This window comes from Flavobacterium sp. C3NV, from assembly GCF_046825355.2.
Lineage (GTDB): Bacteria > Bacteroidota > Bacteroidia > Flavobacteriales > Flavobacteriaceae > Flavobacterium.
On sequence record NZ_JBKQBJ020000016.1, the window covers coordinates 116,743 to 142,094 of the forward strand.

26 protein-coding genes are annotated in these 25,352 nt (G+C 36.1%); 6 read left to right on the forward strand and 20 right to left on the reverse strand.

Annotated elements, in window-relative coordinates; all coding sequences use genetic code 11:
- Nucleotides 1-205: 205 nt before the first annotated feature.
- Entirely contained in the window at nt 206-1,201 is a 996-nt protein-coding gene (locus ACIDC4_RS20050; RefSeq protein ID WP_412044257.1) for an SLAC1 family transporter, read from the reverse strand.
- Nucleotides 1,202-1,294: 93 nt separating this feature from the next.
- On the opposite strand from ACIDC4_RS20050, the gene ACIDC4_RS20055 reads away from it, so the two are divergent.
- The 3 genes from ACIDC4_RS20055 (at nt 1,295) to ACIDC4_RS20065 (ending at nt 3,751) form a co-directional block, all read left to right on the forward strand.
- Nucleotides 1,295-2,134 carry an AraC family transcriptional regulator gene (locus tag ACIDC4_RS20055; RefSeq protein WP_412044258.1) on the forward strand — a complete coding sequence of 280 codons (840 nt, stop codon included), beginning with the start codon at nt 1,295-1,297 and terminating at the stop codon, nt 2,132-2,134.
- Between the two features lie 200 nt (nt 2,135-2,334).
- Nucleotides 2,335-2,724 (forward strand): DoxX family protein, encoded by a 390-nt coding sequence (locus ACIDC4_RS20060; RefSeq protein ID WP_412044259.1) that lies wholly within the window; start codon nt 2,335-2,337, stop codon nt 2,722-2,724.
- 226 nt (nt 2,725-2,950) lie between these two features.
- A complete protein-coding gene (locus ACIDC4_RS20065) occupies nt 2,951-3,751 on the forward strand; it encodes a DUF1223 domain-containing protein (RefSeq protein WP_412044260.1) in 801 nt (266 codons plus the stop codon).
- A gap of 153 nt (nt 3,752-3,904) precedes the next feature.
- On the opposite strand, the gene ACIDC4_RS20070 is transcribed toward ACIDC4_RS20065, so the two are convergent.
- The 17 genes from ACIDC4_RS20070 to ACIDC4_RS20150 form a co-directional block, all read right to left on the reverse strand.
- Complete coding sequence (locus ACIDC4_RS20070) at nt 3,905-4,672, reverse strand: LytR/AlgR family response regulator transcription factor (protein ID WP_230039088.1); 768 nt, start codon at nt 4,670-4,672, stop codon at nt 3,905-3,907.
- The gene (locus tag ACIDC4_RS20075) at nt 4,653-5,669 is read right to left on the reverse strand and encodes a sensor histidine kinase (RefSeq protein ID WP_412044261.1); all 1,017 of its coding nucleotides are present in this window, start codon (nt 5,667-5,669) and stop codon (nt 4,653-4,655) included. Before ACIDC4_RS20075 ends, ACIDC4_RS20070 begins: the two co-directional genes overlap by 20 nt.
- A gap of 451 nt (nt 5,670-6,120) precedes the next feature.
- On the reverse strand, nt 6,121-6,525 hold the full coding sequence (locus ACIDC4_RS20080) for a hypothetical protein (protein WP_412044262.1): 405 nt from the start codon (nt 6,523-6,525) through the stop codon (nt 6,121-6,123).
- Between the two features lie 601 nt (nt 6,526-7,126).
- Nucleotides 7,127-7,807: a metal-dependent hydrolase gene (locus tag ACIDC4_RS20085; RefSeq protein ID WP_412044263.1), complete on the reverse strand. Its 681-nt coding sequence runs from the start codon at nt 7,805-7,807 to the stop codon at nt 7,127-7,129.
- Nucleotides 7,808-7,898: 91 nt separating this feature from the next.
- A complete protein-coding gene (locus tag ACIDC4_RS20090; protein WP_412044264.1) occupies nt 7,899-8,669 on the reverse strand; it encodes a DUF1223 domain-containing protein in 771 nt (256 codons plus the stop codon).
- A 64-nt stretch (nt 8,670-8,733) separates the two neighbouring features.
- Nucleotides 8,734-9,144, reverse strand: coding sequence for an organic hydroperoxide resistance protein (locus ACIDC4_RS20095; protein ID WP_412044265.1), 411 nt, complete (start codon nt 9,142-9,144; stop codon nt 8,734-8,736).
- 411 nt (nt 9,145-9,555) lie between these two features.
- The gene (locus ACIDC4_RS20100; RefSeq protein WP_412044266.1) at nt 9,556-10,572 is read right to left on the reverse strand and encodes an alpha/beta fold hydrolase; all 1,017 of its coding nucleotides are present in this window, start codon (nt 10,570-10,572) and stop codon (nt 9,556-9,558) included.
- A 136-nt stretch (nt 10,573-10,708) separates the two neighbouring features.
- Nucleotides 10,709-11,110, reverse strand: coding sequence for a cupin domain-containing protein (locus tag ACIDC4_RS20105; protein WP_412044267.1), 402 nt, complete (start codon nt 11,108-11,110; stop codon nt 10,709-10,711).
- A gap of 204 nt (nt 11,111-11,314) precedes the next feature.
- Nucleotides 11,315-12,610: an epoxide hydrolase family protein gene (locus tag ACIDC4_RS20110; protein ID WP_412044268.1), complete on the reverse strand. Its 1,296-nt coding sequence runs from the start codon at nt 12,608-12,610 to the stop codon at nt 11,315-11,317.
- 957 nt (nt 12,611-13,567) lie between these two features.
- Nucleotides 13,568-14,653 carry an NAD(P)H-dependent flavin oxidoreductase gene (locus ACIDC4_RS20115; RefSeq protein ID WP_412044269.1) on the reverse strand — a complete coding sequence of 362 codons (1,086 nt, stop codon included), beginning with the start codon at nt 14,651-14,653 and terminating at the stop codon, nt 13,568-13,570.
- A gap of 17 nt (nt 14,654-14,670) precedes the next feature.
- Nucleotides 14,671-15,120 (reverse strand): nuclear transport factor 2 family protein, encoded by a 450-nt coding sequence (locus tag ACIDC4_RS20120; RefSeq protein ID WP_412044270.1) that lies wholly within the window; start codon nt 15,118-15,120, stop codon nt 14,671-14,673.
- Between the two features lie 4 nt (nt 15,121-15,124).
- The gene (locus ACIDC4_RS20125; RefSeq protein ID WP_412044271.1) at nt 15,125-15,856 is read right to left on the reverse strand and encodes an SDR family NAD(P)-dependent oxidoreductase; all 732 of its coding nucleotides are present in this window, start codon (nt 15,854-15,856) and stop codon (nt 15,125-15,127) included.
- A 5-nt stretch (nt 15,857-15,861) separates the two neighbouring features.
- The gene (locus ACIDC4_RS20130) at nt 15,862-16,080 is read right to left on the reverse strand and encodes a tautomerase family protein (protein WP_055095205.1); all 219 of its coding nucleotides are present in this window, start codon (nt 16,078-16,080) and stop codon (nt 15,862-15,864) included.
- 4 nt (nt 16,081-16,084) lie between these two features.
- Nucleotides 16,085-16,624, reverse strand: coding sequence for a YceI family protein (locus ACIDC4_RS20135; RefSeq protein WP_412044272.1), 540 nt, complete (start codon nt 16,622-16,624; stop codon nt 16,085-16,087).
- 511 nt (nt 16,625-17,135) lie between these two features.
- Nucleotides 17,136-17,708 (reverse strand): Crp/Fnr family transcriptional regulator, encoded by a 573-nt coding sequence (locus tag ACIDC4_RS20140; protein WP_412044273.1) that lies wholly within the window; start codon nt 17,706-17,708, stop codon nt 17,136-17,138.
- 489 nt (nt 17,709-18,197) lie between these two features.
- Nucleotides 18,198-20,657: a hypothetical protein gene (locus ACIDC4_RS20145; RefSeq protein WP_412044274.1), complete on the reverse strand. Its 2,460-nt coding sequence runs from the start codon at nt 20,655-20,657 to the stop codon at nt 18,198-18,200.
- Between the two features lie 291 nt (nt 20,658-20,948).
- Nucleotides 20,949-21,692, reverse strand: coding sequence for an SDR family oxidoreductase (locus ACIDC4_RS20150; protein ID WP_412044275.1), 744 nt, complete (start codon nt 21,690-21,692; stop codon nt 20,949-20,951).
- Nucleotides 21,693-22,021: 329 nt separating this feature from the next.
- On the opposite strand from ACIDC4_RS20150, the gene ACIDC4_RS20155 reads away from it, so the two are divergent.
- Nucleotides 22,022-22,363 (forward strand): winged helix-turn-helix transcriptional regulator, encoded by a 342-nt coding sequence (locus ACIDC4_RS20155; RefSeq protein ID WP_412044276.1) that lies wholly within the window; start codon nt 22,022-22,024, stop codon nt 22,361-22,363.
- Nucleotides 22,364-22,472: 109 nt separating this feature from the next.
- Here the strand turns inward: ACIDC4_RS20155 and ACIDC4_RS20160 are convergent, their stop codons facing one another.
- Together ACIDC4_RS20160 and ACIDC4_RS20165 are read right to left on the reverse strand one after the other, a co-directional pair.
- On the reverse strand, nt 22,473-22,961 hold the full coding sequence (locus ACIDC4_RS20160; protein ID WP_412044277.1) for a MarR family winged helix-turn-helix transcriptional regulator: 489 nt from the start codon (nt 22,959-22,961) through the stop codon (nt 22,473-22,475).
- A 2-nt stretch (nt 22,962-22,963) separates the two neighbouring features.
- Entirely contained in the window at nt 22,964-23,455 is a 492-nt protein-coding gene (locus tag ACIDC4_RS20165) for a GNAT family N-acetyltransferase (protein WP_412044278.1), read from the reverse strand.
- 341 nt (nt 23,456-23,796) lie between these two features.
- On the opposite strand from ACIDC4_RS20165, the gene ACIDC4_RS20170 reads away from it, so the two are divergent.
- A complete protein-coding gene (locus tag ACIDC4_RS20170) occupies nt 23,797-24,384 on the forward strand; it encodes a TetR/AcrR family transcriptional regulator (protein ID WP_412044279.1) in 588 nt (195 codons plus the stop codon).
- 95 nt (nt 24,385-24,479) lie between these two features.
- Entirely contained in the window at nt 24,480-25,292 is an 813-nt protein-coding gene (locus ACIDC4_RS20175; protein WP_412044280.1) for an SDR family NAD(P)-dependent oxidoreductase, read from the forward strand.
- Nucleotides 25,293-25,352 lie beyond the last annotated feature (60 nt).

A 25,352-nucleotide genomic window follows, 5' to 3' on the forward strand; every position in this document is an offset into this window, starting at 1 on the left:
AGCCTTTTTATTTGAGGGAACAAATTTAGACCGTTCGGTCTTTATTTACAAATATTTTAACTTTTTATTTTTTGATGGGCCACGGGTTATACGGATTTAAAGGGTTGACGCGGGTTTTCTTTTTAAAGTATTTATCATCCACGACAAACCCGACAGGTTTTTAAAACCTGTCGGGTTTACTCTCTCCAATATTAAATAAGAATTTTTACTTTGGAAAATAACTTCCTTTCAAAATCAATTTTACAGATCCTATTCCAACTCCTAAAACCACAATATTCATAATACAAAAGATTATTATTGCCAAAATAGAAACCGTAAAATCAGCGGTTTTTAAAGCAAAAATCGAAAGTCCCTGCGATAAGGTTGCAATGCCAAAAGTATACGCCCAATATCCGGGTGCAAAAGCTTGTTCTTTTAGCCATTTTAAGGCAAAAGTTATCGCTGTAAAAATAAATAATGCATATCCCATTAAACCATAAGTAATGGGGATACTTAAATTTTCTCCTGCCAAAACCTGATACGCCACAAACAAGATCACGGCCGGTGCCATGTAAATTCCCATAAAGTTTCTGGTTTTAGCGCCAAGTCCACCAACGGTTAATTGTTGTGTGATTACAGAATCCATAATGAGCCACGAAATGGTTCCAATGCCCAGAAGTACACAACCATAATTGCTATATCCTAATAATCCGGCTGCGAGTGCATTTACCAAAATACTTGCCGTGAATGTCAGGAATAATGACGGCGTTGTCTGTTCAGCCTGACGTTCTTGTGTCCATAAACCCGAAAGTTTGTAAGCGCCATAAAGAAGATTTAAAACTGAACCTATCCAAAACAACGATATAGCAATCGACAAACTATAAACATGAATCGCGATTGCCATTAATATAATCGATTCAGGAATTAATGCCAGAAACGACGATTGTACAGGATCATTGAATTCGTTTACAGCCAGTTTTCGATGCTGAATCCATTTGTTACAATACAGCAATAACCACCATAAAAAAGAAATTATGGCTAAACCTTCTAAAACTTCGCCAATATAAGAAGGTAAATTCCATAATGAAGTGGCGTTTCTCCAGGCATTTCCTGTTTCAGCCAATCCTAAAGTCATCGCGAAAAAAGATGCGGGCGCAATTGGTAATGTAATCTCTTGTTTTTGAAACTGTTGTTGTCTGGTTTTGTATGTGATTTTGTCCATTATTAAAATATTTAATTTAACTTTGAGCAAAATTATACTGATTTAACTATTTTATAATTGTAATATCATTCGTTAATTTAGTAATATGTTGTTATGATAAAGACCAATTTATATCTTCCGTACGAAGTTATTTTTAAAGAAGTAAACGAATCTCTGCACACAGAAGTCGGTAACAATTTCTTTGAATTGCTTTATATCGTTTCTGGAACCGGTGTACAAACCATCAACGAAAATCGATTATCATACGAACCGGGACATCTTTTTTTGATCACGCCTCAGGATTCCCATTCTTTAGAAATCAAAAGTCCAACGACTATATTTCAGTTGCGTTTTACGGATATTTACATCAAAAACGGACCTTTTACATCGAATAATCTTTATAAGCTCGAATACATTTTGCAACACGCTCATCATCAGCCGGGATGTATTTTAAAAAGAGCTACAGACAAAAATCTGGTGCATCCGGTTATAGAAGCAATTAGGCATGAATATCATAATCCCACTTTGTACAATACCGAACTGATTCAGTTATTGATCAACACTTTGATTGTTATTATTGCCAGAAATATCTCTGAATATCTTCCGGAAAACATCAACAAACAATCTGACGGAAAAGCGCATACATTACTGGAATATATTCAAACTCATATTTATGAACCTGAAAAATTAAGTGTAACGGTTATGAGCGAGAAATTTGGCATTTCTGAAACTTATTTAGGAAGATATTTTAAGAAACAAGCCAATGAAACACTCCAGGACTATATCTCGAAATACCGAATAAAACTGGTCGAAAACCGATTACTTTATAGTGATTTGCGCGTGGGCGAAATTGCAAACGAATTGGGGTTTAATGATGAAAGCCATCTCAACAAAATCTTCAAAAAACATCGGGGCACTACTCCATCTGCGTTTAGAAAAAATCAAGTGAATTAACCTGGTTCTAATCATCATGTTTTAATGTGATTATGAATCTTTATTTCTAAATTTTCTTTAATATAAAAACTTCTAAATTAGATCAGCTTAGAGATTGTCTATTTCAAAGTTTAAATTGTCCGTTTCAACATTATTTCAATTTTAAATTGATGACTTATGGCGCAAATTTGTCCTATAAATCAACTTAAAAAATAGAAATCATGACTACAAAAACAACAAAAATTATTTACTGGACAGGAATTATTTTAACTTCTTTATGGTTTGGTGCCAGCGGTTTTTTCGAATTAACTACCAACCCGATTGTTTGGGGAATTACGCAACAACTGGGCTATCCGGAACATTTTATTTATTTACTGGGCGTAATGAAAGTTGCCGGAGTAATCACTTTATTGATTCCGAACAAATTATTGCGATTGAAAGAATGGGTATTTGCCGGAGTGTTTTTTGATATCACTTTCGCCTTCTTTTCAAAACTTGCCGTTTTAGGTTTTCCTGCGACTACCGATGCTATTATTGCTTTTATAATGGTGAGTGTAACGTATATCATGTTTAGAAAATTGTACACGGCAACTTACGCACTATCAAATTAAGCATTAAAGCTTTACTGTTTTAATCTCGCAATCCCAATAGCATCATACCGTTTGGACACGAATATTACAGCTCAATTTTAAACACAAATTGCACTAATTGACACTAATTCATTTCGTGAAATTAATTTCACAAACTAAATTAAACGAATTAAAATTTGTTGTACTGATTTCCAGACGGTAGGTTAGCATCGGGATTGCGCTTTTTCCAATCATTCAAAATAATCATATGAAAAATACACTTTTAATAAGCGCCCTCATTGCGCTTTCCGTACTATTTTCTCTCAACTGTTTCATGTTTCCCGATAGTTACGAAGAACTATCCGGAAAGTTAAAATCAGAGAAAATCGAAATACAAACTTCTAATAATAAAGGATTTGCCATTGTAGAACTTTTTACTTCCGAAGGTTGTTCGAGCTGTCCTCCTGCCGATGAATTGATGGCGAAACTACAAACCGAAAACAAAGACAAAAACATTTATTTCCTGGCGTACCATGTTGATTATTGGGATCGTTTGGGTTGGAAAGATCAATTCAGTTCAAACGAATTTACCGTTCGCCAGCAACAATATCAAAAATGGCTGAATCTTTATGTCATGTACACGCCACAATTCATCATCAACGGAACTACAGAATTTGCGGGCTATAACGAAACAACACTTTCTAAAAAGATTTCTGATGCTTTGGCAATGCGACAAACTTCAAATCTGGAACTTAATGTTCATTCTGAGAAAGATTCTTTAGCAATTCATTTTAAAACCAATCTATTAGAGCAAAATACCAATTTGTTTATTGCCACAATTCAAAAAGAAGCCATCTCGAAAGTAGCAAGAGGCGAAAACAAGGGAAACACTTTACATCACGTTCAGATTGTGAGGCAACTTAAAAGTTTTGCTTTAAATGAAAAAGAAGGAAATATTGCCATTGAAAAACCTGCAAATTTCAACGCTAAAGAATGGGAATTAATAGGTTTTATTCAAAATACTTCGAACGGGGAAATTTCCGCTACAGCGAAAGTTAACTTGAAATAAGGATTGCCCACGGATTGCACGGATTTAAACCAATGTTCACTGATTATTATTTTTATAATCAGTGATTTTTTTATGCCACAGATTACACAGATTAAAATGATTTTTTCTTTGAAATCAGTTTGATTTTTAATCTGTGGCATATTAAATAATAAACTATCTATTCTCTAACCAACTCAAAAATGCAGTGGCTTTGTCTTTACCAACCAGTAATTTTTCTTCTGTTGGGATGGTTAATTTGAGGATTAACTTACGTGAAAAATAATGTTCTGCTTCTCTAATGGCTGAAAAATTGACCAAATATTGCCTGTTTGTTCTAAAGAATTGCGTTGGCGATAAAAGTTTATGCACTTCATCAAGAGATTGTGTTATTTGGTATTCGGCCTTATCGAAAGTCATAATCGTTGGCGTTTCATTTTTAATATAAAAAAACGCAATATTCTCTGTTAGAATAGTTTGGTATTTATTATTCTTAAAAACCAAAAAACTGCTTTTCCCTTTATTCTCGCCTGTTCTGGTTAGTAAATACTCGAAATCAGGCATTGCTTTTTTATTTCTTTGAAAGAAATTCTTCAACTCTCCTGCTTTCTTAATCGCCTGAGCGATGCTTTCTCTTGAGAATGGCTTCAATACATAATCTATTCCGTTTGATTTGAAAGCTTCAATTGCGTAATCATCAAAAGCGGTACAGAAAATTACGGGAGATAAAACTTCGACATTTTTAAAAATTTCAAAACATAAACCATCGGCCAGTTGAATATCCATAAAAATAAGATCAGGCTGATCATTCTCTAACAAATAACTCACAGCACCGTCTATGCTTTGTATATACGACAAAATTTGAGCATCTGGCCTGATACTCAATATAAGCTGACCAAGTGCTTTGGCCGTTTTTACTTCATCTTCAATTATTATGATAGTCATAGGTCATTGGTATTTTTACTTTAAAAATAGTTTCGTTTTTATCGATTTCAATTTCTCTGTGAATCAAATGCGAAAAGCGCTGATTAATATTGTCCAATCCAACTCCGGTAGACAATACGCCTCTTTTGAGCTGAATCTGATTTTCGATCACCAGGAAATCTCCTTCGGTATATAATTTAATGTGTAAAGGTTTATCTAATGAAACCACGTTGTGTTTGATGCAGTTTTCGATTAATAATTGCAGCGTAAAAGGCGGAACAGCCGAATCATATTGTCTTTGATCGACTTCGTTTTCCAGAACAAATCCGTCCTCAAAACGGGCTTTTAAGAGATAAACGTAAGAATCCAGAATCTGAAGTTCTTCTCGTAAGGGAATCAAATCCAGTTTCCTGCTTTCAAGTGTAAAACGATAAAAATCTGATAATTTCAGAATAAAATCAGAACTCTGAGGATCCTGAATATCCACCATCGATTTTAAAGTATTTAAACTATTAAACAAAAAATGCGGATTGACCTGTTGTTTTAATAGTTCGTATTGTGCGCCCAGATTTACGGCTTTGGTGCGTTCGAGTTCTACGCCCATTTGCTGGGTTTGATAATTTTGAAAAAGCAAATGCAAGAACATATAGACAATCAAATTGATTAAAACGCCTCGTAATTCGAACATAATTGGAGCGTCCATTTTTGATATTTGAAAAAGTTCCTGATGTCCGATTACCAAAATCACCATGACCACAATCCCCATGACAACACTGAGTAAAAGTTTCCAGTTGAATAAACTTTGATGGCTGCGCTGCGAAGAAAATTTAGGCAAGCTATACATGTTATAATACCATATAAAAACAGAAAACAGCAACGTAATCGAAGAGTTTATAATAATGTCTCCGGGTGTCGAATCGCCATCAAATAATTTGGGTATCGAAGCAAGAATTGCGAGTGCTATAGAACTTCCCCAAATGACTTTATGGGAAACCTCAAAGCGTTTTACTTTTTCCATATTTTGTGTTTATTTTTTTAATCTTGCTTTTCAAAGATAATATATTTTAGAAGTATTTTATATCGAAAAATAGTGTCCTGATTATTTAGAAATCTATGCTTTTTTCTATTAATTTATATTAATTAAACACTTTATATAAAACATTAAAAATATCTGATTTTAATTTAGTTAAATTAGTAATTTTATTTATTAAAGATTTAAGTTTAAAGTTCCTCTGCGCATTTTTACCATTCTGGGGAATGAGGAAACTTCGAACGTAATTTCGCAATATAACTTCGCATCGAAAGTGCAATCTTTATCGTGCTTCTATTGCAGATTGCTTCGCCAGTTCGCTATCGCTCGTGTCCTGTTCCTCGGAATGACAAAAATGACGGTTATCACTACTAATAACGGATTCTAATCCCTTGAAAGGATCGTAAATCAAAATTATAAATGTGCATATTAGCAAACCTTAAAAACTGTAAACCAATATTGTATCGCTAAATAAAGCCGGTTCATCAAAAACTAATTTTTTCTCCATAAATCCCATCAAAGGATTTCCAAAGAGATTTATTTTGTCTTTATCAGTCACTTTAATCATCGCCAGATTAGTGGCAGAAGTACGATTGTTTTCGTTTAAAACCGTGTTCCACTTTTGACTGTGTAATTCCGAACGGAGATCTTTTGAAAATTTATTTAGCATTGAAATACTGTCATTCCCATTCGTGATATATTTATTAAATATAAATTCTTCAAACATTTGATTATTTTTAAAATATATAGCCTTATCTAAACTATTACTAGAATATTTTTGAGCATGAGATTCAACAGAAAAAAAGAAAAAAGCTGCGGCTAAAAAAGAGAATATTGGTTTCATTATGATAGTATTTAAGAGTTAAAAAGTGTTTTATTTTTAAACAAATTTATATTGTAACCCTTGAAATAAGAAGTCAAAAAAAGGTCAACCGGACAACTTAAAACCTGAATTGGACATGCACTTATATGAACTAGTTTTATGTTTTTTTCGAAGCAAAGATATTCTTGAATTGTTTCTCTAAAATAATCGCGCAATCCCGATAGCTATCGGGAGCCAAGGCGCAAAGAAAAATAAGCAAAAAGGCTAAACTTGGCGACTTGGCGTCTTTGCGCGAAATTAAATCTGCTTTGTAAAAAACAAAACCGGAAGAAATCTCCCGGCTGGTTTTTAAAATCCAAATCAAGTATGTCGCTCCGATGGAGCTTTTATATACTGTAAATGCTTTTATTTTCTATAAATATAACGCTCCGCCGGAGCTTTAACAATGATTATGTATCGATCTTCTATAAACATGGCGCTCCGCTGGAGCTATAAAAAAAGAATGAATAATGAAGTCCCAGCGGGACGTTATATTTATAGAAAAATTTATACGCTGTTTGATTAAACCCCAGAGGGGTGAGATATTGAATATGGCACTATTTTAAAATATTACCTAAAACCTTTACACATTTATGGTTTCGCCAATATCAGGCAAATACAAACTCAAACCTGCAGTTTTAAATTCATCGATTGCGCTGTTTTTATCCATTTTTATGAATCCGAAAGTATCATAATGAACTCCAATTACTTTTTTGGTTTTTACCAATTCTGCCGCTTCAATAGCATCGTCGATTCCCATTGTCAATAGATCTCCCACGGGAAAAACTGCAAAATCTAAATCTACCCATTTCGCAACAAGGCTCATATCTAACGTAAGTGCTGTGTCGCCGCTGTAATAAAAATTACCTTCGGATGTTTTAAAGGCAAATCCGCTGGCAGATCCTGCGTAGGCACCGTCAGGAAAACTACTTGAATGCTGTGCGATAAAAGCTTTTACGGTTCCAAATTCAAACGTTCCTTTACCACCCGGGTTTATTGGCTGTAGATTTTTAAGTCCGAGTTTGCCGAAATAATGATACAACTCCCAACTGCCAAATACAGTTGCTCCAGTCCGATTTGCAATAACTTCAACATCGAGCATATGATCAAAATGTCCGTGAGAAACAAAAATATAATCCGCCTTAATTGCGCTTATATCAATATCTTTTGCCAATTCGTTTCCTGAAATAAAAGGATCAAACAACAAGTTTTTGCCTCCTACTTCCACCGAAAAGCAAGAATGGCCGTAATACGTTACTTTCATATTTTTATTTTTAAATGGTTAATTCCACATACTAAATTACTAAAAATCAATTAATTAAAACTAAAATCATATTTAGCGATTTTATTCTTCTTTATAATAAAGGCTCCTGACAAGCTGCTTTATTGGCACCCAAAATGATTCCGTCGTTTCTGTCCTGTACAAAACCTATTACTTCCCAGTCTTTTGTATTAAAATCTTTAGGCAAATGAATAATAGCAATTCCGGATCTGTCTTTGTTAAGATTTACGGTATGCAAATGATGCACGATTTGATAATGCGATAAAATACGATGGGCATTCTCCCCTCTTTTTACATTGCTTTTGGCAGATTTTTGAACAATGGCAATCAATAACCGACTGTTTTTTGATGTTCCCTCAACTGTATAATTGACAGAAAGAGTATTGTTAATTTCACTTGCTTTTAATGTCAAATCAGCAACTGCGGGCTTATACAATGCTGTTTTAATGCCGTTTCTCACAACCGTTTCCTGCGAACCAATATAATCTGCTTTTCCGTTTATGATTAGTTGTGGCGTGTAGATGGGTTCTTTCCCGAGAAATTTAGCATATTCGTATTGCCTTTGGGTATAATCAGGATTGCTAAAAATATCTTTCCAGCCTTGTTTGTCCCAATAGTCAACGTGATAAGCAAGAACATATAAATTGCTGTCTTTGTACTCGTTCTGAATTTTGCCCAGCAATTCATCCGCCGGAGGACAACTCGAGCAACCTTCTGATGTAAATAATTCTAAAAGGGCAAAACCTTTCTGCTCTTTTTTATCTGTAGCATTTTGTGCAGAAGAAGTCATTGCAATAAGAAGCATCAAAGTAATAAAAACGCGTATTGATTTTATTTTTTTCATGATTTCTGTTTTAAAGATTACTAATAAAAAACCTCTCCGGAAGAAGAGGTTTTCGTTTGATTGATTATATAATATTAATTGTCACATCAATGTTTCCTCTTGTCGCTTTAGAATATGGACAGGTTTGATGCGCCATTGCTGTAAGTTCTTTTGCGACTTCAGGTTCAATTCCAGGAAGGCTCACATTAAGACGCGTTTGCAAAGAATATTCTCCCTCTGTAACGCATAAATCTACTTCAGCATCTACAGCAGTTGCTACCGGAAGTTTAATTCCTAATTTTGAAGCTGCGATTCCCATTGCCCCAATAAAACAAGCCGACCATCCCGCGGCAAATAGCTGCTCCGGATTTGTTCCCGGACGTGATGTTCCTGGCGAACTTAGTTTAATATTCAATTGATCATCTGAACTTTGAGATGCTCCTTCACGACCGCCTGTTGTGTGTGTTTTTCCTGTGTATAATACTTTTGTTCCCATGTTAATTAATTTTAGATTTTAGACTTATGATTTTAGATTATTTGAAATTTTAAATTGAATGCTTTATGATTTAACCGCAAAGCTTTGTTTAACTTTGTGTTCTCTGTCGTAAGTTTAACCGCAAAGCGCGCAAAGTTTTTTAATTTTAAGGAGCTTATAAAAACGCTAAGAGCGCAAAGCTTTGTGTTCTTTATTATAAATAATTTTAAGTACTTCAAAAATAAACCTAGCGAACCTTGCGTAGATCCTTGCTCTCTTTGCGGTTAAACATTACTTTAAAATAAACCTTAGCGAGCTTTGCGTAAATCCTTGCGCTCTTTGCGGTTAAACATTACTTTAAAAATAAACCTTAGCGAGCTTTGCGTAAATCCTTGCGCTCTTTGCGGTTAAACTTTTTGCGGTTAAATAACTTTACTTTGCCACATCAATAATCGCCTGAGCAAATGCTTTTGGATCTTCTTGCGGAACGTTATGTCCAATTCCTTTTAGGATTCTGTGTTCGTACTTACCGGTGAATTTATTGGCATAAGCTTTTCCGTCTATGTTAGCACCGTCGAAATCGCTTCCTATTGTGATTGTCGGAACTTTAATTGCTGGTCTTGTGGCCAATTTATTTTCCAAACTATCGTATTTAGATTCTCCTTTTTCAAGAGACTGTCTCCATCTGTAATTGTGAATTACAATTGCTACGTGATCCGGATTATTAAAAGACTGAGCGGTTTGATCGTAAGTTGCTTTATCGAAATTCCATAACGGAGAAGCTATTTTCCAGATCAGTTTATTAAACTCATAAGTATTTTGGCTGTAGCCGAGTTTCCCTCTTTCAGTGGCAAAATAATATTGGTACCACCATCCTAATTCGGCTTGAGGAGGTAACGGTTTTAAATTCGCTTCCAGATTTACAACAAGGTAGCCACTTACAGAGACCAATCCGTTTAGGCGCTCCGGCCAAAGTGCTGCCATCACGACCGCTGTTCTTGCTCCCCAATCGAATCCACCAATAGTCGCTTTATCAATTTTTAAAGCATCCATAAAAGCTATAATATCGCTTGCCAAAGCCGCCTGCTGTCCGTTTCTAAAAGTATCTTTAGAAAGAAAAGTCGTTGTTCCTGATCCTCTTAAATAAGGTGTAAGAACTCTGTATCCTTTTGCAACTAAAATAGGCACCACTTCATTATAACTTTGAATGTCGTAAGGCCATCCGTGAAGCAAAATTACCGGAGTTCCGTTTGAAGGTCCTGCTTCAGTATACCCTACGTTCAATAATCCGGCATTAATTTGTTTTAAGGTTCCAAGAGAACTTGCCGTTGTTTGTTTCTCTGATTGCGCATTTACAAATGTCATTGTAAAAAACAAAGCTGCTATTACAAGTATTTTAGAAGCTATTCTTTTAGCGAAACTGCTTTTGTTATTGTGTATTGTTTTCATGATTATTGTTTTTAATATTTTGATTATGAGTTAATTTCTTCGTCAAAAGTATTCTGATAACCATTCTTGTACAATCAGAAAATAGTTGAAACGGACGAAGTAAAACCTGAAACGGACAAACCTAAACCTGAGATTTTTATTTTTTCATCACTAAAATTGGTTTGCCTTTCTCGACGATATAAGTGGCTAACTCAGAAGCTTTGGCATTGGTATGATTTTTTGCCGAGTGAAACTTTCCTGCCGGAATAAAAAGCACTTCTCCTGCTTTTAAGGTTACAGGCGTTTCATCTTCAATTTGATATTCCAGCGAACCTTCTATCACATAAATAATTTCTTCTCCCGGATGTGCGTGTTTGCCAAACGAAGTATGAGCATCAAAATCAATTCGGGCCTGAACCGTTTCTTTTCCCGGAATGCTTAGATCGTGTTTTTGTAAATCGGTTCTTTTTATGCCGCTTTGTTGTGCATGAGCATTCGATGGGGTCAATAGTGCAATAAGACCTACGATCATAATTGCATATATTTTATTTGTTTTCATTTTGTTTGTTTTTGATTATGTGTTATATATTATTTCACGCAGATTTAAAAAGATTTAAGCGGATAACCGCAGATTAATATTACTAAAAATTTAAATCTGCTCCAATCTGTCAAATCTGTGTGAAACAAAATTATTTTAATCTCAATAATTCTATCTAACTCTTTGTCAAAGTCCCGAAACCTGTTAGGTATATTCTACTATTATTTATTTTCTCAAAGATTTAAATGCTGCGCGAAGTTCTTCTGTAAAAAGTTGTGGTTCTTCCCAAGAAGCAAAATGACCTCCTTTTGATACTTCATTAAAGTAAATCAGATTTTTATAACTTTTCTCTGTCCAGCTTTTAGGCGCCTGATAGATTTCTCCCGGAAAAACAGTTACAGCAACCGGAATTTTTATATCGTTTGTTTTTTGTTCAACCACATTAAAGTTGTTGGTATTATTTTCCCAATACAATTGTGCCGATGAGTTTGCTGTGTTTGTCAACCAATACAAAGTGATATCATCCAGCATTTCATCTTTCGTAAGTGATTTTTCAGCATTTCCTCCACTATAGGTCCATTCGTTGAATTTATCCAGAAAAAAAGAAGCCAATCCAACAGGAGAATCTGTAAGTCCGTAGCCTAAAGTCTGAGGTCTTGTTACCATCATTCCCGCATATCCGCCGCCTCTGGTATATAATTTATTAAGAGATACAAAAGCTGCTTTTTCTTTAACCGATAATGCTTCAGGAGCGGGATCTCCATCTTTTAAAGCTTTCGCAATATCTGCAGGAACTGTTGCAGGCATATTTACGTGAATCCCCAATAATCCTTCTGGAGCCTGGCGTGCCATGGCATCAGCAATTACAGAACCCCAATCTCCTCCTTGCGATACATAAGTTTTATAACCCAAACGTTTCATTAAAATATCCCAAGCATTACCTATTTTTTCCGGTTCCCAACCTGTTCCTGTTGGTTTTTCAGAAAAACCATAACCCGGCATTGACGGAATTACAAGATCAAAAGCGTCTTCGGCTTTTCCTCCGTAAGCGGTAGGATCTGTTAAAGGTTCAATTACTTTCAAAAGTTCAAAGAAAGATCCCGGCCAACCATGCGTAATCACTAATGGCAATGCATTTTTATGTTTTGATTTGATGTGAATAAACTGAATGTCTAATCCGTCGATATTGGTGACAAATTGAGGCAATCGATTCAATTTAGCTTCTGTTTTGCGCCAATCATAAGTAGTTCCCCAATATTTTACCAAATTTTGAATTTGCTGTAATTTAACACCTTGTGATTGGTCTGTAACCGTTTCTTTATCCGGCCATCTTGTAGCGTTTACACGAGTGCGAAGATCCGTCAAGGCCTCTTTCGAAATACTAATATGATACGGACGAATTGCTTCTGAATCTACTTTAGTTTGCTTTTTTTGTCCAAAGCTTGTTGCCGCAATCAGCATAAATGTTCCTGTAGCAATGGCGTTTAGGAAGCTGCGTTTGTTTGTTTTAATTGTTTCCATTTTGATTATAAATTTTGTTATTGTGATTAATTTCTTTGTCAAAAGTATCTCGATAACAAGCGATTTAAAATCAGTAAATAGTCTAAACGGACGAAGTCGAACCCGAAACGGACATTGAGGAAGTTGAAGGTTTTAAGGTGATATTATCAAATTGAATTCTATGATGTTTTTTAGGAGCTAATCCCTCTATCCGTTCCAATCTTTTGTGTCCGCCGCGGCGGACACAAAAGGATTTCCACTTCTATCGGGGCTAGGGCTTTAGGTTTCATAAGGTTATTTTTGTTTATTTTGTCATTTCAGAAACGACAAAATTGTAACCTAATTTAATTTCTTTGTTCAAACATAGCCCGTGGTTTCAACCACGGGAACACCATACGAGGCGTGATTATATTGTACCCCGTGGTTGAAACCACGGGCTATCTCTGGCAACTTTGTGTTTACATCATTTCTAAATCCCGCTGGCTTTAAAGACTTCCAACATAGCCCGTACGAGGCGTGATCATATTGTACCCCGTGGTTGAAACCACGGGCTATGTCTGACAAGTTTGTGTTTATAGCATTTCTAAATCCCACATGCGTTAAAGACCTATGGGATTTATTGCATTATGTAAATCATTTAAACACATAGATTTTCTGTTTTACTATGTCATCAATCTTTGGCGAGTTTCTTGCGAGGATTTTTCCTCGCGTCGAAATGACAAGATTGCGGTCATTATCTGGAAAACTAAAACTCCTAATCCTTTGTCAGGTTTTAAACCAACTGTTTAAAACTCTTATAAATGTATATATTCAAAGTTAGTCTGCGTATTTTTGGGAAACTATGCGATACTATTAAAAGTGAAATGCCCTTTTTTACGCATTCCAAATCTATGTCTCTATGTGTTTAAAAAAACAATAACGCATAAAAAAAGCCTAATCTCTAAAATCAGGCTTTGTCCATTTGTATTTTGAATTTGATTATCCCTTTAAATCATTAAAATAAGCGTTCGTTTCTTCTATAAGCGAATGCATCAGTTCTTTCGCTTTGGTATGTTTTAAAATTGGTGCTATTTGTCCGCCCCAAAATAAAATCATATCCCATTTTTGCTGATCGAGTGCTGCTTTTCGTAAGGGTGATATTAGAGTCGTCTGCAAAGGAAACGGCAGCACATCTTGTTCTTTACCTGAAATCTCTTTGGCAATTCTGCTGGTTAATCCGCGGCCTAACCGTCCTGTGTACGCACGGGATAAAGTCGTGTATTTTGCTGCATCAGAAAATAACATTTCTCTATGAATGGGTAATGCGTTCGATTCGTCACAGGCCAGAAATGCAGTTCCTATCTGCGCCGCACTTGCTCCTAAAGCTAAAGCTGCAGCGACGCCTTTTCCGTTGGCAATTCCTCCGGCAGCAATTATTGGCGTTTTTACTTTTTCGCGAATGAGTTGTAGTAATACAAAAGTTCCTGTTAGTGATGATTCGGCGGAAGCCAAAAACGAAGGTCGGTGTCCTCCCGCTTCAAAACCTGAGGCAATAATCATATCTACACCGGTACTTTCTAGAAAAATAGCTTCGTCTAAAGTCGTTGCAGCCCCAACGGTTACGATCCCTGATCTTTTACATTGCTCCAAAACATCGGCCGAAAGTGCTCCAAACATAAAACTGAATACTTTTGGTTTTATATCTAAAATTACCTCTAACTGATTTTCAAATCGGGATTGAAACGGAGCAGGTTTTTCCGGTAACGGAATACCAACTTCATCAAAATAAGGTTTGAATAATGCTGCCGTTTTATCATATTGTTCATCTGATAAACCAGATTGCGGAATATCATGATCAGAAACCCATAGATTGATATTGTACGGTTTATTGGTTGCTGCTTTTAATTGTTTGTCGGCCTCAAAAATTTCCTGAGGTGACATTGTATAAGCTCCATATCCGCCAAGTCCGCCGGCGTTTGATACCGCAGCAGTTAACGCTACGGTTGATAAATTTCCGCCAAATGGTCCCTGCATTATAGGATAATCAATCCCTAATAATGCTGTAGCTTTTGTATTGTACCACATTGCTATCTTGTTTAGAGTTATTCGCTTGTATCGGTCAACATTTTATTGACGATAAGCCATTTTCCGTTAATCTTATGGAAAGATAAAAAATCCCGATAATTAAAGTCGTACATTTTAACATTAATTTCGGCTGTAGCAATTGAATTTACTACATTAATCTTCAAAATTTCTCCTTTGAAAGGTTTTCCTGAATCTTTAGGACTTTGTCTGTTTTGTACGCCACTTAAATAAAGATCTACCGTTTTAAAATAAGGCTGTCCTTTTATATCTCCAAAAAGTAAAGCGCTTTCATGAAAGATACTTCCCAAACGTCTTTCGTCTCCTTCGTAAATTCCTTTAAAATAATAATTTTCTAATGCATCAGTAATCGCTGACACGTCGGCCTGATTTTCCATTTTAATGTTATTTTGAGCTTTTATGCCCTGCAAAGTGCAGAACATAAAAGCAATTAATAAAATAGTTTTCATGTAATTATAAGTTGTGTCCTGCACCTTTACCGCCATCAACATTGATAATTGAACCAGTAATAAAACTGCTTTTGGCAACAGTATAGACCATTTCGGCCACGTCATCGACTTCTCCTACTCGGTTCAAAAGATGCAGTCCGGCACTTTGATCTGATTTGTCTCCGTGCATTGGCGTGCGAATAACACCCGGCGCAACAGTATTGAAACGAATGTTTTGTTTACCAAATTCTGCTGCTAACTGAATCGTCAAAGCATGAATAGCGCCTTTGCTTGATACGGGAGCCGAAGCCGGCCATCCGCCCAATCCGTGGTTGACCAAAGGAGTTCCTATGTTGATTACAACTCCATCTTGTTGTTTCAGCATTTGCGGAATAACAGATTGTGTAGTAAAATAAGTTCCCTTTAGGTTGGTGGTCAAAAATTTATCCAGATAAGCTTCATCAACTTCTAAGAATGGTTTACTGTCGAAGATTCCGGCATTGTTTACCAATACATCTACAGAACCAAATTTTTCTAAAGCAATTTTTACCAATTCTTCTCCGGTTTGTTTTTTGCTCACATCTCCGGCAAACATTGCCAGATTGTCTCCTGCTCCAAATTCGTTGTAAGCACTTTCTAACGCCGATGGTGTTAACGAATTGATGACAACATTATCGCCTCTGTCCAAAAAGTATTTGGCGATTCCTTTTCCGATTCCCGAAGCTGCTCCGGTAACGATTATCGTTTGTTTTTTCATGATATTTATTTTTTATCGGCTGTTATGCCTTTTTCTCTTAATACAGATACCTGATCTCCAGCGTAACCCCAATCGTCGAGTTCGATTTCCTGAATGACAACGTGGGTCAAATGCGGATCTTTGTTCAATACATCGGTAATCAGATTAGTGATTCCGCTTATTAGTTCCTGTTTTTGCTCGCGGGTAACACCTTCGCGGGTCAATTCGATTTTTACGTAAGGCATGGTCTTAGTTTTTAGATACTTCGGCTATGATAGTAAAATCTAAATCAAAGTCGTTGTAGATTAATGTATCGCCCAAATCTTTGAAGAAGTTTCCTGAACGGAATCTGATATCGTATTTCGTACGATCAATAACCAATTTACCTGCAAGTGAAAGTGTATTGTTAGTACTTTCTACTTCGGTTTCAAAACCTGTAAGGTGTGTGATGTCTTTTATCGTAAGATTACCTTCAAGATAATACTTTCCGTTTGAAATTTCTTTTACAGAAAGAATCTCAAATCTTGCAGTTGGAAATTTTTCGATAGAGAAAAAATCATCCGAAGCCAGATGTCCTGCAAATTGTGCATTTGTATCCGGATCTGTAACGTCCAGAATTTTTATTGAGGCGGTATTGATCACAATATTTCCACCATTTATTTTTCCGTCATTCAAAATAAAATGACCTTCTTTGATACCAATTGTACCATTATGTGCACCGGTAACTTTTCTACCAGTCCAATCGATGTTGCTGTTTGCGCTTACGATATTAAAATTTGTTGTTTCCATTTTTATTGTATTTAAAAGTACAGTACAAAGGAACGACGGGTATGGAAATTGGTTACGTGATGTAGATCACAATCTTTTTTTTTGAGGTGCAAAGAGGCAAAGGTTCAGAGGGGCAAAGGTTTTGTTTCGCGATGATTAAAAAGATTTGGGCGGATAAAGGCAGATAATTATTAAACCAATGCTTGTTTTTTTTAATCGCGCAATCCCGATGGTTATCGGGAGCAGAGGCGCAAAGTTTTTTGTTTCACGCAGATTTAAAAAGATTTAAGCGGATGGACGCGGATGTTTTTTATGTTGATTTTTGATTCTCATTTTTGTCATCCTGAGCGAAGTCGAAGGACACGCGAGTAGCTCGACAAAGATTGCGATTTTGCTTGAGGAGTTTCTAATGTGATCCTTCTTTCCTCACGATAACAAACTAAATGAAAAAGCAAAAATCTGCCTAAATCTGCTTAAAATATTTTTAAATCTACGTGAAACAAAATCCTTGTAATCTGTGGTTAAAAAAACTTTATGAGTTATATAATCTGCTTAAGGTTTCTCTTGAAACTCCCAGATAGGCGGCAATTAAATGTTTGGGAACTAAATTATAAAGTTGTGGATATAATGCCAGAAGTTCTTCGTAGCGGGTTTTGACATTGTTGTTCATAAAAGATAAAAGTCGCTTTTGTGATGCGATATAGCCTTTGTTGGTTCTCCAGCGGAAAAAGTGTTCGATTTGATGAAATTCAGCACACAATTTTTCGCGGTCGCTGTTGGAAAGGCAAAGCAATTCGACATCGGAGATGCAATCTACATTTATAGTTGCGGGGGTTTGATTGTATAAAGCGCTATAATCTGATGTCCACCAGGTGGGCATGGCGAATTGCAGAATGTACATTTTGATTTCGTCATTGATGAAAAAAGCTTTCAGGCAACCTGAAATTACAAAATACTCGCAATCGACTTTTTCTCCGGCACTAATAATAGTTTGTCCTTTTTTGAATGATAACGGTTTAAAATGCGAATAGAAATAATCGAATTGATCGTCTGTCAACGAAGCGGTTTTGGCAATGTGTTGTTGAAGGATTTCTTTGGATTCCATAAAAGAGTGGCAAAGGTTCTGAGTGACAAAGGTACAAAGGATTTTCTTTTTTAAGGTTCAAAGGTGCAGAGGTTCAAAGGGACAAAGGATTTCTTTAAAGGTGCTAAGGTTCTAAGATGCTAAGGTTCTGAGTTTTTATTTAAGGCTCAACAGGAATCGTAGAGGCGCACAGCAGTGCGTCTCCTCGTATGGTATAATAATCTCGAAAAGGTTCAGCGGCGTATATATTTCTGATGAAAACTGATGCCTAGCCCTGATGGGAGGGAAAATCCTTTTGTGCCGGGGTTCGGCACAAAAGATTTGGAAGGACAGCAGGAAATAGCTCCTAATAAAAATTAAATTCCAATCCCTAAACTTGGTGATAAAATCCAAATTCCAATTTAGGGGCTATACTTTTAAAAGATGATTATCTTTTTGTCGTAAATAAAAAATCAGGAAACAATATTGTCAATATCGTTCCTGATTTTTTAATAGTAGCTTTTAGTGAACTTATCTTCTACCTCTAAATCCGCCGCCGCCTCTAAAATTTCCACCGCCTAAACGGTTTCCTTCTCTTTGGAAGTTTTGAAAATTACGGGTTTGGGATTCTCCTCGATCTCTGGAGAATGCTGAACGATCTAGATCATTTGTAATTTCAGGACGACCGGCTTCTCCGAGTGGTTTATCTCGTTGGCCAAGCGTTTGATTGGCTTTTGGGAAATTATCATGCTGGATTCCGTCACCTAAACGATTTTCACCACCAATATTTTGGCTTGGTTTAGGCAAATTATTGTTTTGAATTCTATCGCCGGCACGCGTTGCTCCGCCAATTGTCTGGTTGGGTTTATTGCGTTCGATAGCTGAACCCGGATTTTTTGATGAACCAAGTTTACCGGCTTGTGTCCAGCCTCCGTTGCCATTGTTATAGTGACTCCAGTTTCCGTTAGCGTCTTTTTTATAGACATGTCCGTCGTGTCCGGCATACAAATTATTGTTGGTATGAATGGTTGTCCCTCCTCCTCTATGATGTGTAATTACGCCTTTTTGACCTCCCGAAGTTTCGTAACCAATTGCTGTACCGCGTCTTGTTGTCACGTGTCCGGATTGTACCCACTGACGGCCATTTGTAGCTGCAGAATGTCCCCATTGTGCATAGGCATTATGGCCCTGATTGGTTCTGGCATAATTTCCTGTCCAGGGATTATAAGAACTTGCTGCTGTACGACCTCCGTACCAGCCTTGTACACTTGCAGAACGTCCGTATCTTCCTGTTGCAGGATTGTACCATGCTGATGTTCCGGCAGCACCGTAAGGTCCGTAAACGCTTCTTCCGGCAGCCCAGCCGCCTGTCCATGGGTTGTAGACTGCTCCGCCTCCGTAAGTATACGGCCACGGACGATAAATTGGGTATAAACCTCCATAATATACGTATGGCGGATAGTAAAATCCTGTACCATAAGTTAATATCGCACCTACAGTTGCGCCAATAATAAAGGCGCCAAAATAACCGGCCGTTGTACTGCTTGATACTGTTGTATCTGTTGTTGTTTGTGTAACGTAGGTTACATTATATACGGGAGAACTTGGCGGAATGGTATAAATTTCTTTAGGAACAGAATCTGCTGTTTTCCAGGGTCCGTTAGGGCTTGTCGACATGAACCAAACTGCCTGAAAACACAAATAATACAAATCACCCACTTTTATGACTTTATCCTGCGTGTTGCTTGCATATTGCATTTTGGTACCTTCGATAGGTTTAAACTGAGGCGTTCCGTCGTAGGTAACTTTGGCTTTTGCTTCGGCATCGGCTTTGTTTATAATGGCTGTTGTAGGAACCTGAGCCAGCATTACGGCATCTTTGGCTTCCTGAGTTCCCGGTACAGATGCTAATACATTTGCTCTTGGGGAATCTTTAGGGATTTTGGCAAAATCAGCCGGCAGGTTATTTCCGCCATATGTCCACGGCCCTGTTAATGCTGCAGATTTAAACCATCTTCCGGATAACAAAACATAATATTGTCCATCGCCTTCGTTGGCAAAAATATCATTTTCGGTATTGTCGATGTATAAAAGTTTGGTTCCGTCTATTTTAATAAATTTTGGGGTTCCGTTTATAGCAATTAACTCAGCCGGTTTGTTGCTGTAGAAAATTTGTGGAGCGGTACCTCCTGATGGCGGCGGAATCACTTTTTTGACATCATCAAAATTTTGACCTGACGGAAGATTGCTTAAACCGGAAGGCAGTTGAGTGGTTTTTACCCATTTTCCGTCTAGTGTTTTCGAAGTAACCCATACACTATCGGCCAGCAAATAATAGTCTTTTGTGGTTTTGTCAAAAAACAAATCCCAGTTGGTATTGACTACATATTGAATATCTGTTTTTTCTACCGGCACTAAAACGGGCTCTCCTTGTACAATAAGCAAAACTGCCGGATTTGTACTGTAAAAAATGGCAGGCGGATCGTTTTTGCCTGCAATTCCTTTTGAAGGGCTTTTGGTCTGGTTTAAATCTGCCAGAATGCGATCTACCGAAATAGGATCACCGCCTTTGGGCAATGTTTCTTTGAAAAGCTTTTCCATTTCCGGAACTTTTTTTTCATCGAGAGCTGGAAATCGTACATCGGTTACCTGAACATTCTTAAAAAATACGTTGCGGTTATCTTTGTCTACTAATGTTTCCGCTTTTAGAGACGCTACACCCAGGACTTCTTTACCGTCTTTTGGAGTCAACGCAAAAGCCAGTCTTGCCGTAATTTCTTTATAATCTTTCCAATCATCAACCTGTGGCTGATAATAAACCAGCTTTGTACCATTGTTTGATGCTTCGCGTGGCCAGCCATCATCGGTAATTGAATCGGAAGCAGCTGATTGAGCTTTCTCTGAAGTTGCCTGATCCTTATTTTTATCTTTCTTGCATGAGAAAAAAATTGAACTAATACAAAGTACAATTATTAGAAAAGCCTTTTTCATAAATTAAAAAATTTAGATTACTATTTATTGAAAAATCATTTTTATCGATATCCCGTAAAAATTATTATGATAAAATTAAGTTTACGGGAATTATAAATCTAGTAATCAGGCTTTTCGTTTGTTTCAAATTGTAAAATGAAACCAAAAAAGTAACTAAAATTTTAAATTTCAAAAAATAAATTCTAAATTTCAATTGGGAAGCCTTTCGACTTCGCTCCGGATGACAATAGAAAAAAACTTTTTAACCTTTGCCCCTCTGTCCCTTTGTTCCTTTGTCCCTCATAAAAAATCTTAAGCTAAAACCATCCCGCCGTCCATAATAAAATCGGCTCCGGTAATGAATTTTGCTGCGTCGCTGCTCAGGTAAGCAACCATTTTGGCAACGTCTTCTGAGGTTCCCATTTGTTTTAGGGGAATGTTGTCTACAATGGCATCCATCATTGTTATTACTGTTTCTTCATCCAGACCCATTTTTTTCATTATTTCTGTTTCTGTCGGACCAGGACTAACAGAATTTACTCTAATTTTTCGCGGAGCCAATTCTAAAGCTGCAATTTTCATAACTGAATTTAGAGCCGTTTTACTGGAAGAATATATTGAAGTTCCGGCATAACTCATATTTGCTGTATTTGAAGAAAGAAATACTACTGAGGCGCCATTTTTCAAAATTGGGATAAATTTACTTAAGGTGAAATAAGCACCTTTAAAATTGATATTCATGATACTGTCAAATAAAGCTTCGGTTGCTTCTTCAATTATTCCTTTATTGGTAATTCCTGCGTTTATGAATAAAATATCCACTTGTCCGAAATCTTCTTTTACTTTCAAGGCCAGATTTTCGATGTCTGCAATACTGGATTGATCGGCAACAATAGCTGTTACTCCCAAATCTGAAGCAGCTTTTTCGATTGCTTCTTTTCTTCTTCCGGTAATGATTACAGTTGCACCTTGTTCTTTTAATTGTTTGGCTGTTGCGTAACCGATACCGCTGTTTCCGCCTGTAATTACGGCAACTTTATTTTTTAAATTGTCCATTTTTTTATGTTTTTAAATTAATGGTACAAATTTAAAGGGGAAAACATATTGCTTTTTCAGTGGTATCATGGAGTATACCTAGCTATGTTTTTTTTATGTTTTTTCCACCATATAAGTTATATAAGTTCATTTAAATTTGGAAGGTTAAAAAAGTAAGTGCTTATAATTTCTTATAGCATTTATATCGTTCAAAACATTCTAATTCACGCTTTCTTATATTTTCTTACATTCCTTATATGGTTTAAAAACAATCCACGATTCTCTTATAATTTATTATATCACTTATATGGTGAAAAAGAATGTTTTTATATATTAGTCTAAAAAATTTTATGGAAAGAAATCAGAAAGAAGAAGTTCAGGCGCTTCAGGATACTATATATGTTTTGGGAGGGAAATGGAAATTGCCGATCATCAATTCTATCTGTAACGGAAACCATCGATTTAAGGAAATTCAGCAAAGTATTCCGGGGATCACGTCAAGAATGCTTTCGAAAGAACTGAAGGATATGGAACTGAACAATCTCGTAAAAAGAACCGAAGATCGTGATGCAAAAGTGGCTATTCTTTATGAGTCAACTCCTTATTGCCAATCGTTTGGTCCAATTATAACCGAAATGATCAATTGGGGAATAGCACATAGGAAACACATTAAAAATAAAGTTGAAAAATAAATCTAAATTGAAATTCCAAAAAATAAATTCCAAATTCCAATTGGGAAGCCCTTCGACTTCGCTCAGGGTGACAATAGAAAAAAACTTAGAATCTTAGCAACTTAGAACCTTAGTCGCTTTCTCCATTGCTTTTCAACTGCAACGCTCTTTGTAAAAAACTCTGATGCATTAATTTATTTTCGGCTTCGTTGATGGCCTGAAGGAGATTGTTTTGATTGTCGGCAATTTCTTTAAGTACGCTTGACATTACATCCCAAACGGGTTTCATTTTCAGGATCAATTCCTGTCCTTTTGGGGTAAGTGATATCAATCTTTTTCGTTCGTCGACTTTGTCTTTTTTGGAACGGATTAGTTTTTGTTTTTCGAGTTCTTTTAATAAACTAATGGTCGAAGGATGTGTATAGCCTATTTCGTTTGCAATTTCTACGACACTCAAAACCTCCTTATGATGCAAAGTATACACGACAGGAAACCATTTGGGTTCAAAGTCGATTCCGTATGATTTGTAAAATAAAGCACCGTCTTTTCGCAACTGCTCGCTAAGTCTTTGCAATCGTGTCGAAATGGCTAAAATCCCTGATTCATCAATTATATTCATCGTTACTTTTTTAGTTTTAAATGACAAAATACATTGTCGGCACTCATAACAGGAAAAGTGTCCGGAAGCGATTCTTTTTCGATTCGTATGAAATGATTCCTTTCATAAAAACGCAAAGCAGCTTCTAATACTGTTATGGTTCCCAAATATAAATCATCAATTTGATTTTCGTTGCAATAATCGAGTAAAGTGTCTAATAATTTCTGAGCAATCGAAAACTCTTTTCCGCGGAATTCTTTCTTTACAAACATTTTTCTAATGGCGGCCTGAGTATCATTAAATTTTACCAAAGCAATCGTTCCCACCAATTCATCATTGATAAAAGCGCCCCAGAAATGTCCTCCGCTGGCGTAATAGAAGTTTTGAATATTTAATAAATCCGGCTGATCCTCAATAGTAATAGCAACGTTAAATTCTTTTTGCTGAATGTTTAAAATTAAATCTACTACCTCATTTGAGAATTTATTTTCTATGGGAATAATTTGTGGTTTCATGTTTTTGAAAATTTATTTTACAAAACTACGTAGTTAAATACATAAATAAAAATATTTGATTGAAATTGTTTGTTTTTAGTTTCACGCAGATTTCGCAGATTGAAGCAGATACTGCAAATTATCATTTTTTTTAATTTGATTAATTTAAAAATCTTTTTAAATCAGCTTGAATCTGCTTCAATCTGCGAAATCTGCGTGAAATGAAAAAAAACTTTGTGCCTTAGCGCCTTTATGGCAACCAACAAGCCAAGTCTAAATGTGAAACTTATCACAAAAAAGGAAAAAGATTTGCAGATATGACCAATCGGTCATATATTTGTACTCGTAAAATGAAAACTATCATGACAAAGGGAGAAGAAACCAGACAATTCATTATAGAAAAAGCAGCACCAATTTTTAATACAAAAGGAATTGCCGCTACTTCTATGAGTGATATTATGGAGGCTACCAAATTGTCTAAAGGAAGCATGTACGTTCACTTTGAAAATAAAGATGTACTGGCCTGCGCCGCGGTAGATCATAATATGAAAGTACTGGGTGATAAACTGGTATCTGAAATTAGTAAAAGTAAAACTGCCAAAGAAGAACTTTTTACTTATATCGATTTTTTCAGTAATGCTGTAAATCCTCCGCTTACCGGTGGTTGTCCGTTACTGAATTTTGGTACCGAGGCTGATGACACTAACCCTATTGTAAAAGAGAAAATAAATAAAGGCTGTAACGCTAATCAGCAATTATTGACCAATAGTGTCAGCAAAGGAATTGCCAACGGAGAGTTTAACCCGGAGTGGAATGCTGAAGAGTTTGCCATCGTTATGTTAGCCATGATGGAAGGCGGTCATCTCATTTCGAGAATGGCGGGTAACAATGATAAAATGAAAGTTATCGCTAAAACATTAAAAAAAATTATAGAGGAAAACACACTCTAATTTTTTTTTACCAAAAAAATGACCGATCAGTCATTTTTATAAAAAAAGAAATAAACAATAATCAATTTATAATCAACAATTAATAATTTAAGATCATGTCAAAAACAATTTTAATTTCAGGAGCATCAAAAGGATTTGGAAAAATCTGGGCAGAAGCATTTTTAGCAAAAGGATACAAGGTAGCTGCAACAGCACGAAATATTGATACCCTCGCCGACTTAAAAGCACAATACGGAGACGCTATTTTGCCTCTAACATTGGACGTAAACAAACGTGAAGATTCGTTTGCATTGGTAGAAAAAGTAAAACAACATTTTGGTACAATCGATATCCTGATCAATAACGCAGGTTATGCGCTAAACGGAGCTGTTGAAGAAGCTAGCGAAACTGAAGCAAGAGCTCAATTTGAAACTAACTTTTTTGGTACTCTTTGGTTGACCCAAGCAGTTTTACCTATAATGAGAGATCAAAAAAGCGGACATATTATACAAGTTTCTTCTATTTTAGGAATTGCAACTTTGCCTAATTTAGGTCTTTATAATGCTTCTAAATTTGCTGTAGAAGGTCTTACAGAGACTTTAGCTCAGGAAGTAAAACAATTTGGAATCAATGTAACTTTGGTTGAACCAAATGGTTATTTTACAGACATCTGGGGTAACGGTTTCAATAGTAAAAGTATTGATGCTTATGACGGACTTAAAAAAGCAATAGCAGAAGGACATGATCCTGACACTTTTGGACAAGCAAGCGCTACTGCAACTGCGATTGTTAAACTGGTTGAAGCAGAAAATCCTCCTTTACGCCTATTTTTAGGAAAAGTAGCATTGCCACTTGCAAAACAAGTTTACCAACAAAAATTGGCCACTTGGGAAGAATGGGCTGATGTTTCTGTAGCTGCTCACGGTTAATTTTAAATCTTTCATTAAAAATAAAACCTCCAAAATTATTCGTTTTTTGGAGGTTTTATT

Coding starts and splice junctions, on each gene's coding strand:
- ACIDC4_RS20050 (WP_412044257.1), bottom strand. CDS start 1,201: ATGGACAAAATCACATACAAAACCAGACAACAACAGTTTCAAAAACAA.
- ACIDC4_RS20055 (WP_412044258.1), top strand. CDS start 1,295: ATGATAAAGACCAATTTATATCTTCCGTACGAAGTTATTTTTAAAGAA.
- ACIDC4_RS20060 (WP_412044259.1), top strand. CDS start 2,335: ATGACTACAAAAACAACAAAAATTATTTACTGGACAGGAATTATTTTA.
- ACIDC4_RS20065 (WP_412044260.1), top strand. CDS start 2,951: ATGAAAAATACACTTTTAATAAGCGCCCTCATTGCGCTTTCCGTACTA.
- ACIDC4_RS20070 (WP_230039088.1), bottom strand. CDS start 4,672: ATGACTATCATAATAATTGAAGATGAAGTAAAAACGGCCAAAGCACTT.
- ACIDC4_RS20075 (WP_412044261.1), bottom strand. CDS start 5,669: ATGGAAAAAGTAAAACGCTTTGAGGTTTCCCATAAAGTCATTTGGGGA.
- ACIDC4_RS20080 (WP_412044262.1), bottom strand. CDS start 6,525: ATGAAACCAATATTCTCTTTTTTAGCCGCAGCTTTTTTCTTTTTTTCT.
- ACIDC4_RS20085 (WP_412044263.1), bottom strand. CDS start 7,807: ATGAAAGTAACGTATTACGGCCATTCTTGCTTTTCGGTGGAAGTAGGA.
- ACIDC4_RS20090 (WP_412044264.1), bottom strand. CDS start 8,669: ATGAAAAAAATAAAATCAATACGCGTTTTTATTACTTTGATGCTTCTT.
- ACIDC4_RS20095 (WP_412044265.1), bottom strand. CDS start 9,144: ATGGGAACAAAAGTATTATACACAGGAAAAACACACACAACAGGCGGT.
- ACIDC4_RS20100 (WP_412044266.1), bottom strand. CDS start 10,572: ATGAAAACAATACACAATAACAAAAGCAGTTTCGCTAAAAGAATAGCT.
- ACIDC4_RS20105 (WP_412044267.1), bottom strand. CDS start 11,110: ATGAAAACAAATAAAATATATGCAATTATGATCGTAGGTCTTATTGCA.
- ACIDC4_RS20110 (WP_412044268.1), bottom strand. CDS start 12,610: ATGGAAACAATTAAAACAAACAAACGCAGCTTCCTAAACGCCATTGCT.
- ACIDC4_RS20115 (WP_412044269.1), bottom strand. CDS start 14,653: ATGTGGTACAATACAAAAGCTACAGCATTATTAGGGATTGATTATCCT.
- ACIDC4_RS20120 (WP_412044270.1), bottom strand. CDS start 15,120: ATGAAAACTATTTTATTAATTGCTTTTATGTTCTGCACTTTGCAGGGC.
- ACIDC4_RS20125 (WP_412044271.1), bottom strand. CDS start 15,856: ATGAAAAAACAAACGATAATCGTTACCGGAGCAGCTTCGGGAATCGGA.
- ACIDC4_RS20130 (WP_055095205.1), bottom strand. CDS start 16,080: ATGCCTTACGTAAAAATCGAATTGACCCGCGAAGGTGTTACCCGCGAG.
- ACIDC4_RS20135 (WP_412044272.1), bottom strand. CDS start 16,624: ATGGAAACAACAAATTTTAATATCGTAAGCGCAAACAGCAACATCGAT.
- ACIDC4_RS20140 (WP_412044273.1), bottom strand. CDS start 17,708: ATGGAATCCAAAGAAATCCTTCAACAACACATTGCCAAAACCGCTTCG.
- ACIDC4_RS20145 (WP_412044274.1), bottom strand. CDS start 20,657: ATGAAAAAGGCTTTTCTAATAATTGTACTTTGTATTAGTTCAATTTTT.
- ACIDC4_RS20150 (WP_412044275.1), bottom strand. CDS start 21,692: ATGGACAATTTAAAAAATAAAGTTGCCGTAATTACAGGCGGAAACAGC.
- ACIDC4_RS20155 (WP_412044276.1), top strand. CDS start 22,022: ATGGAAAGAAATCAGAAAGAAGAAGTTCAGGCGCTTCAGGATACTATA.
- ACIDC4_RS20160 (WP_412044277.1), bottom strand. CDS start 22,961: ATGAATATAATTGATGAATCAGGGATTTTAGCCATTTCGACACGATTG.
- ACIDC4_RS20165 (WP_412044278.1), bottom strand. CDS start 23,455: ATGAAACCACAAATTATTCCCATAGAAAATAAATTCTCAAATGAGGTA.
- ACIDC4_RS20170 (WP_412044279.1), top strand. CDS start 23,797: ATGACAAAGGGAGAAGAAACCAGACAATTCATTATAGAAAAAGCAGCA.
- ACIDC4_RS20175 (WP_412044280.1), top strand. CDS start 24,480: ATGTCAAAAACAATTTTAATTTCAGGAGCATCAAAAGGATTTGGAAAA.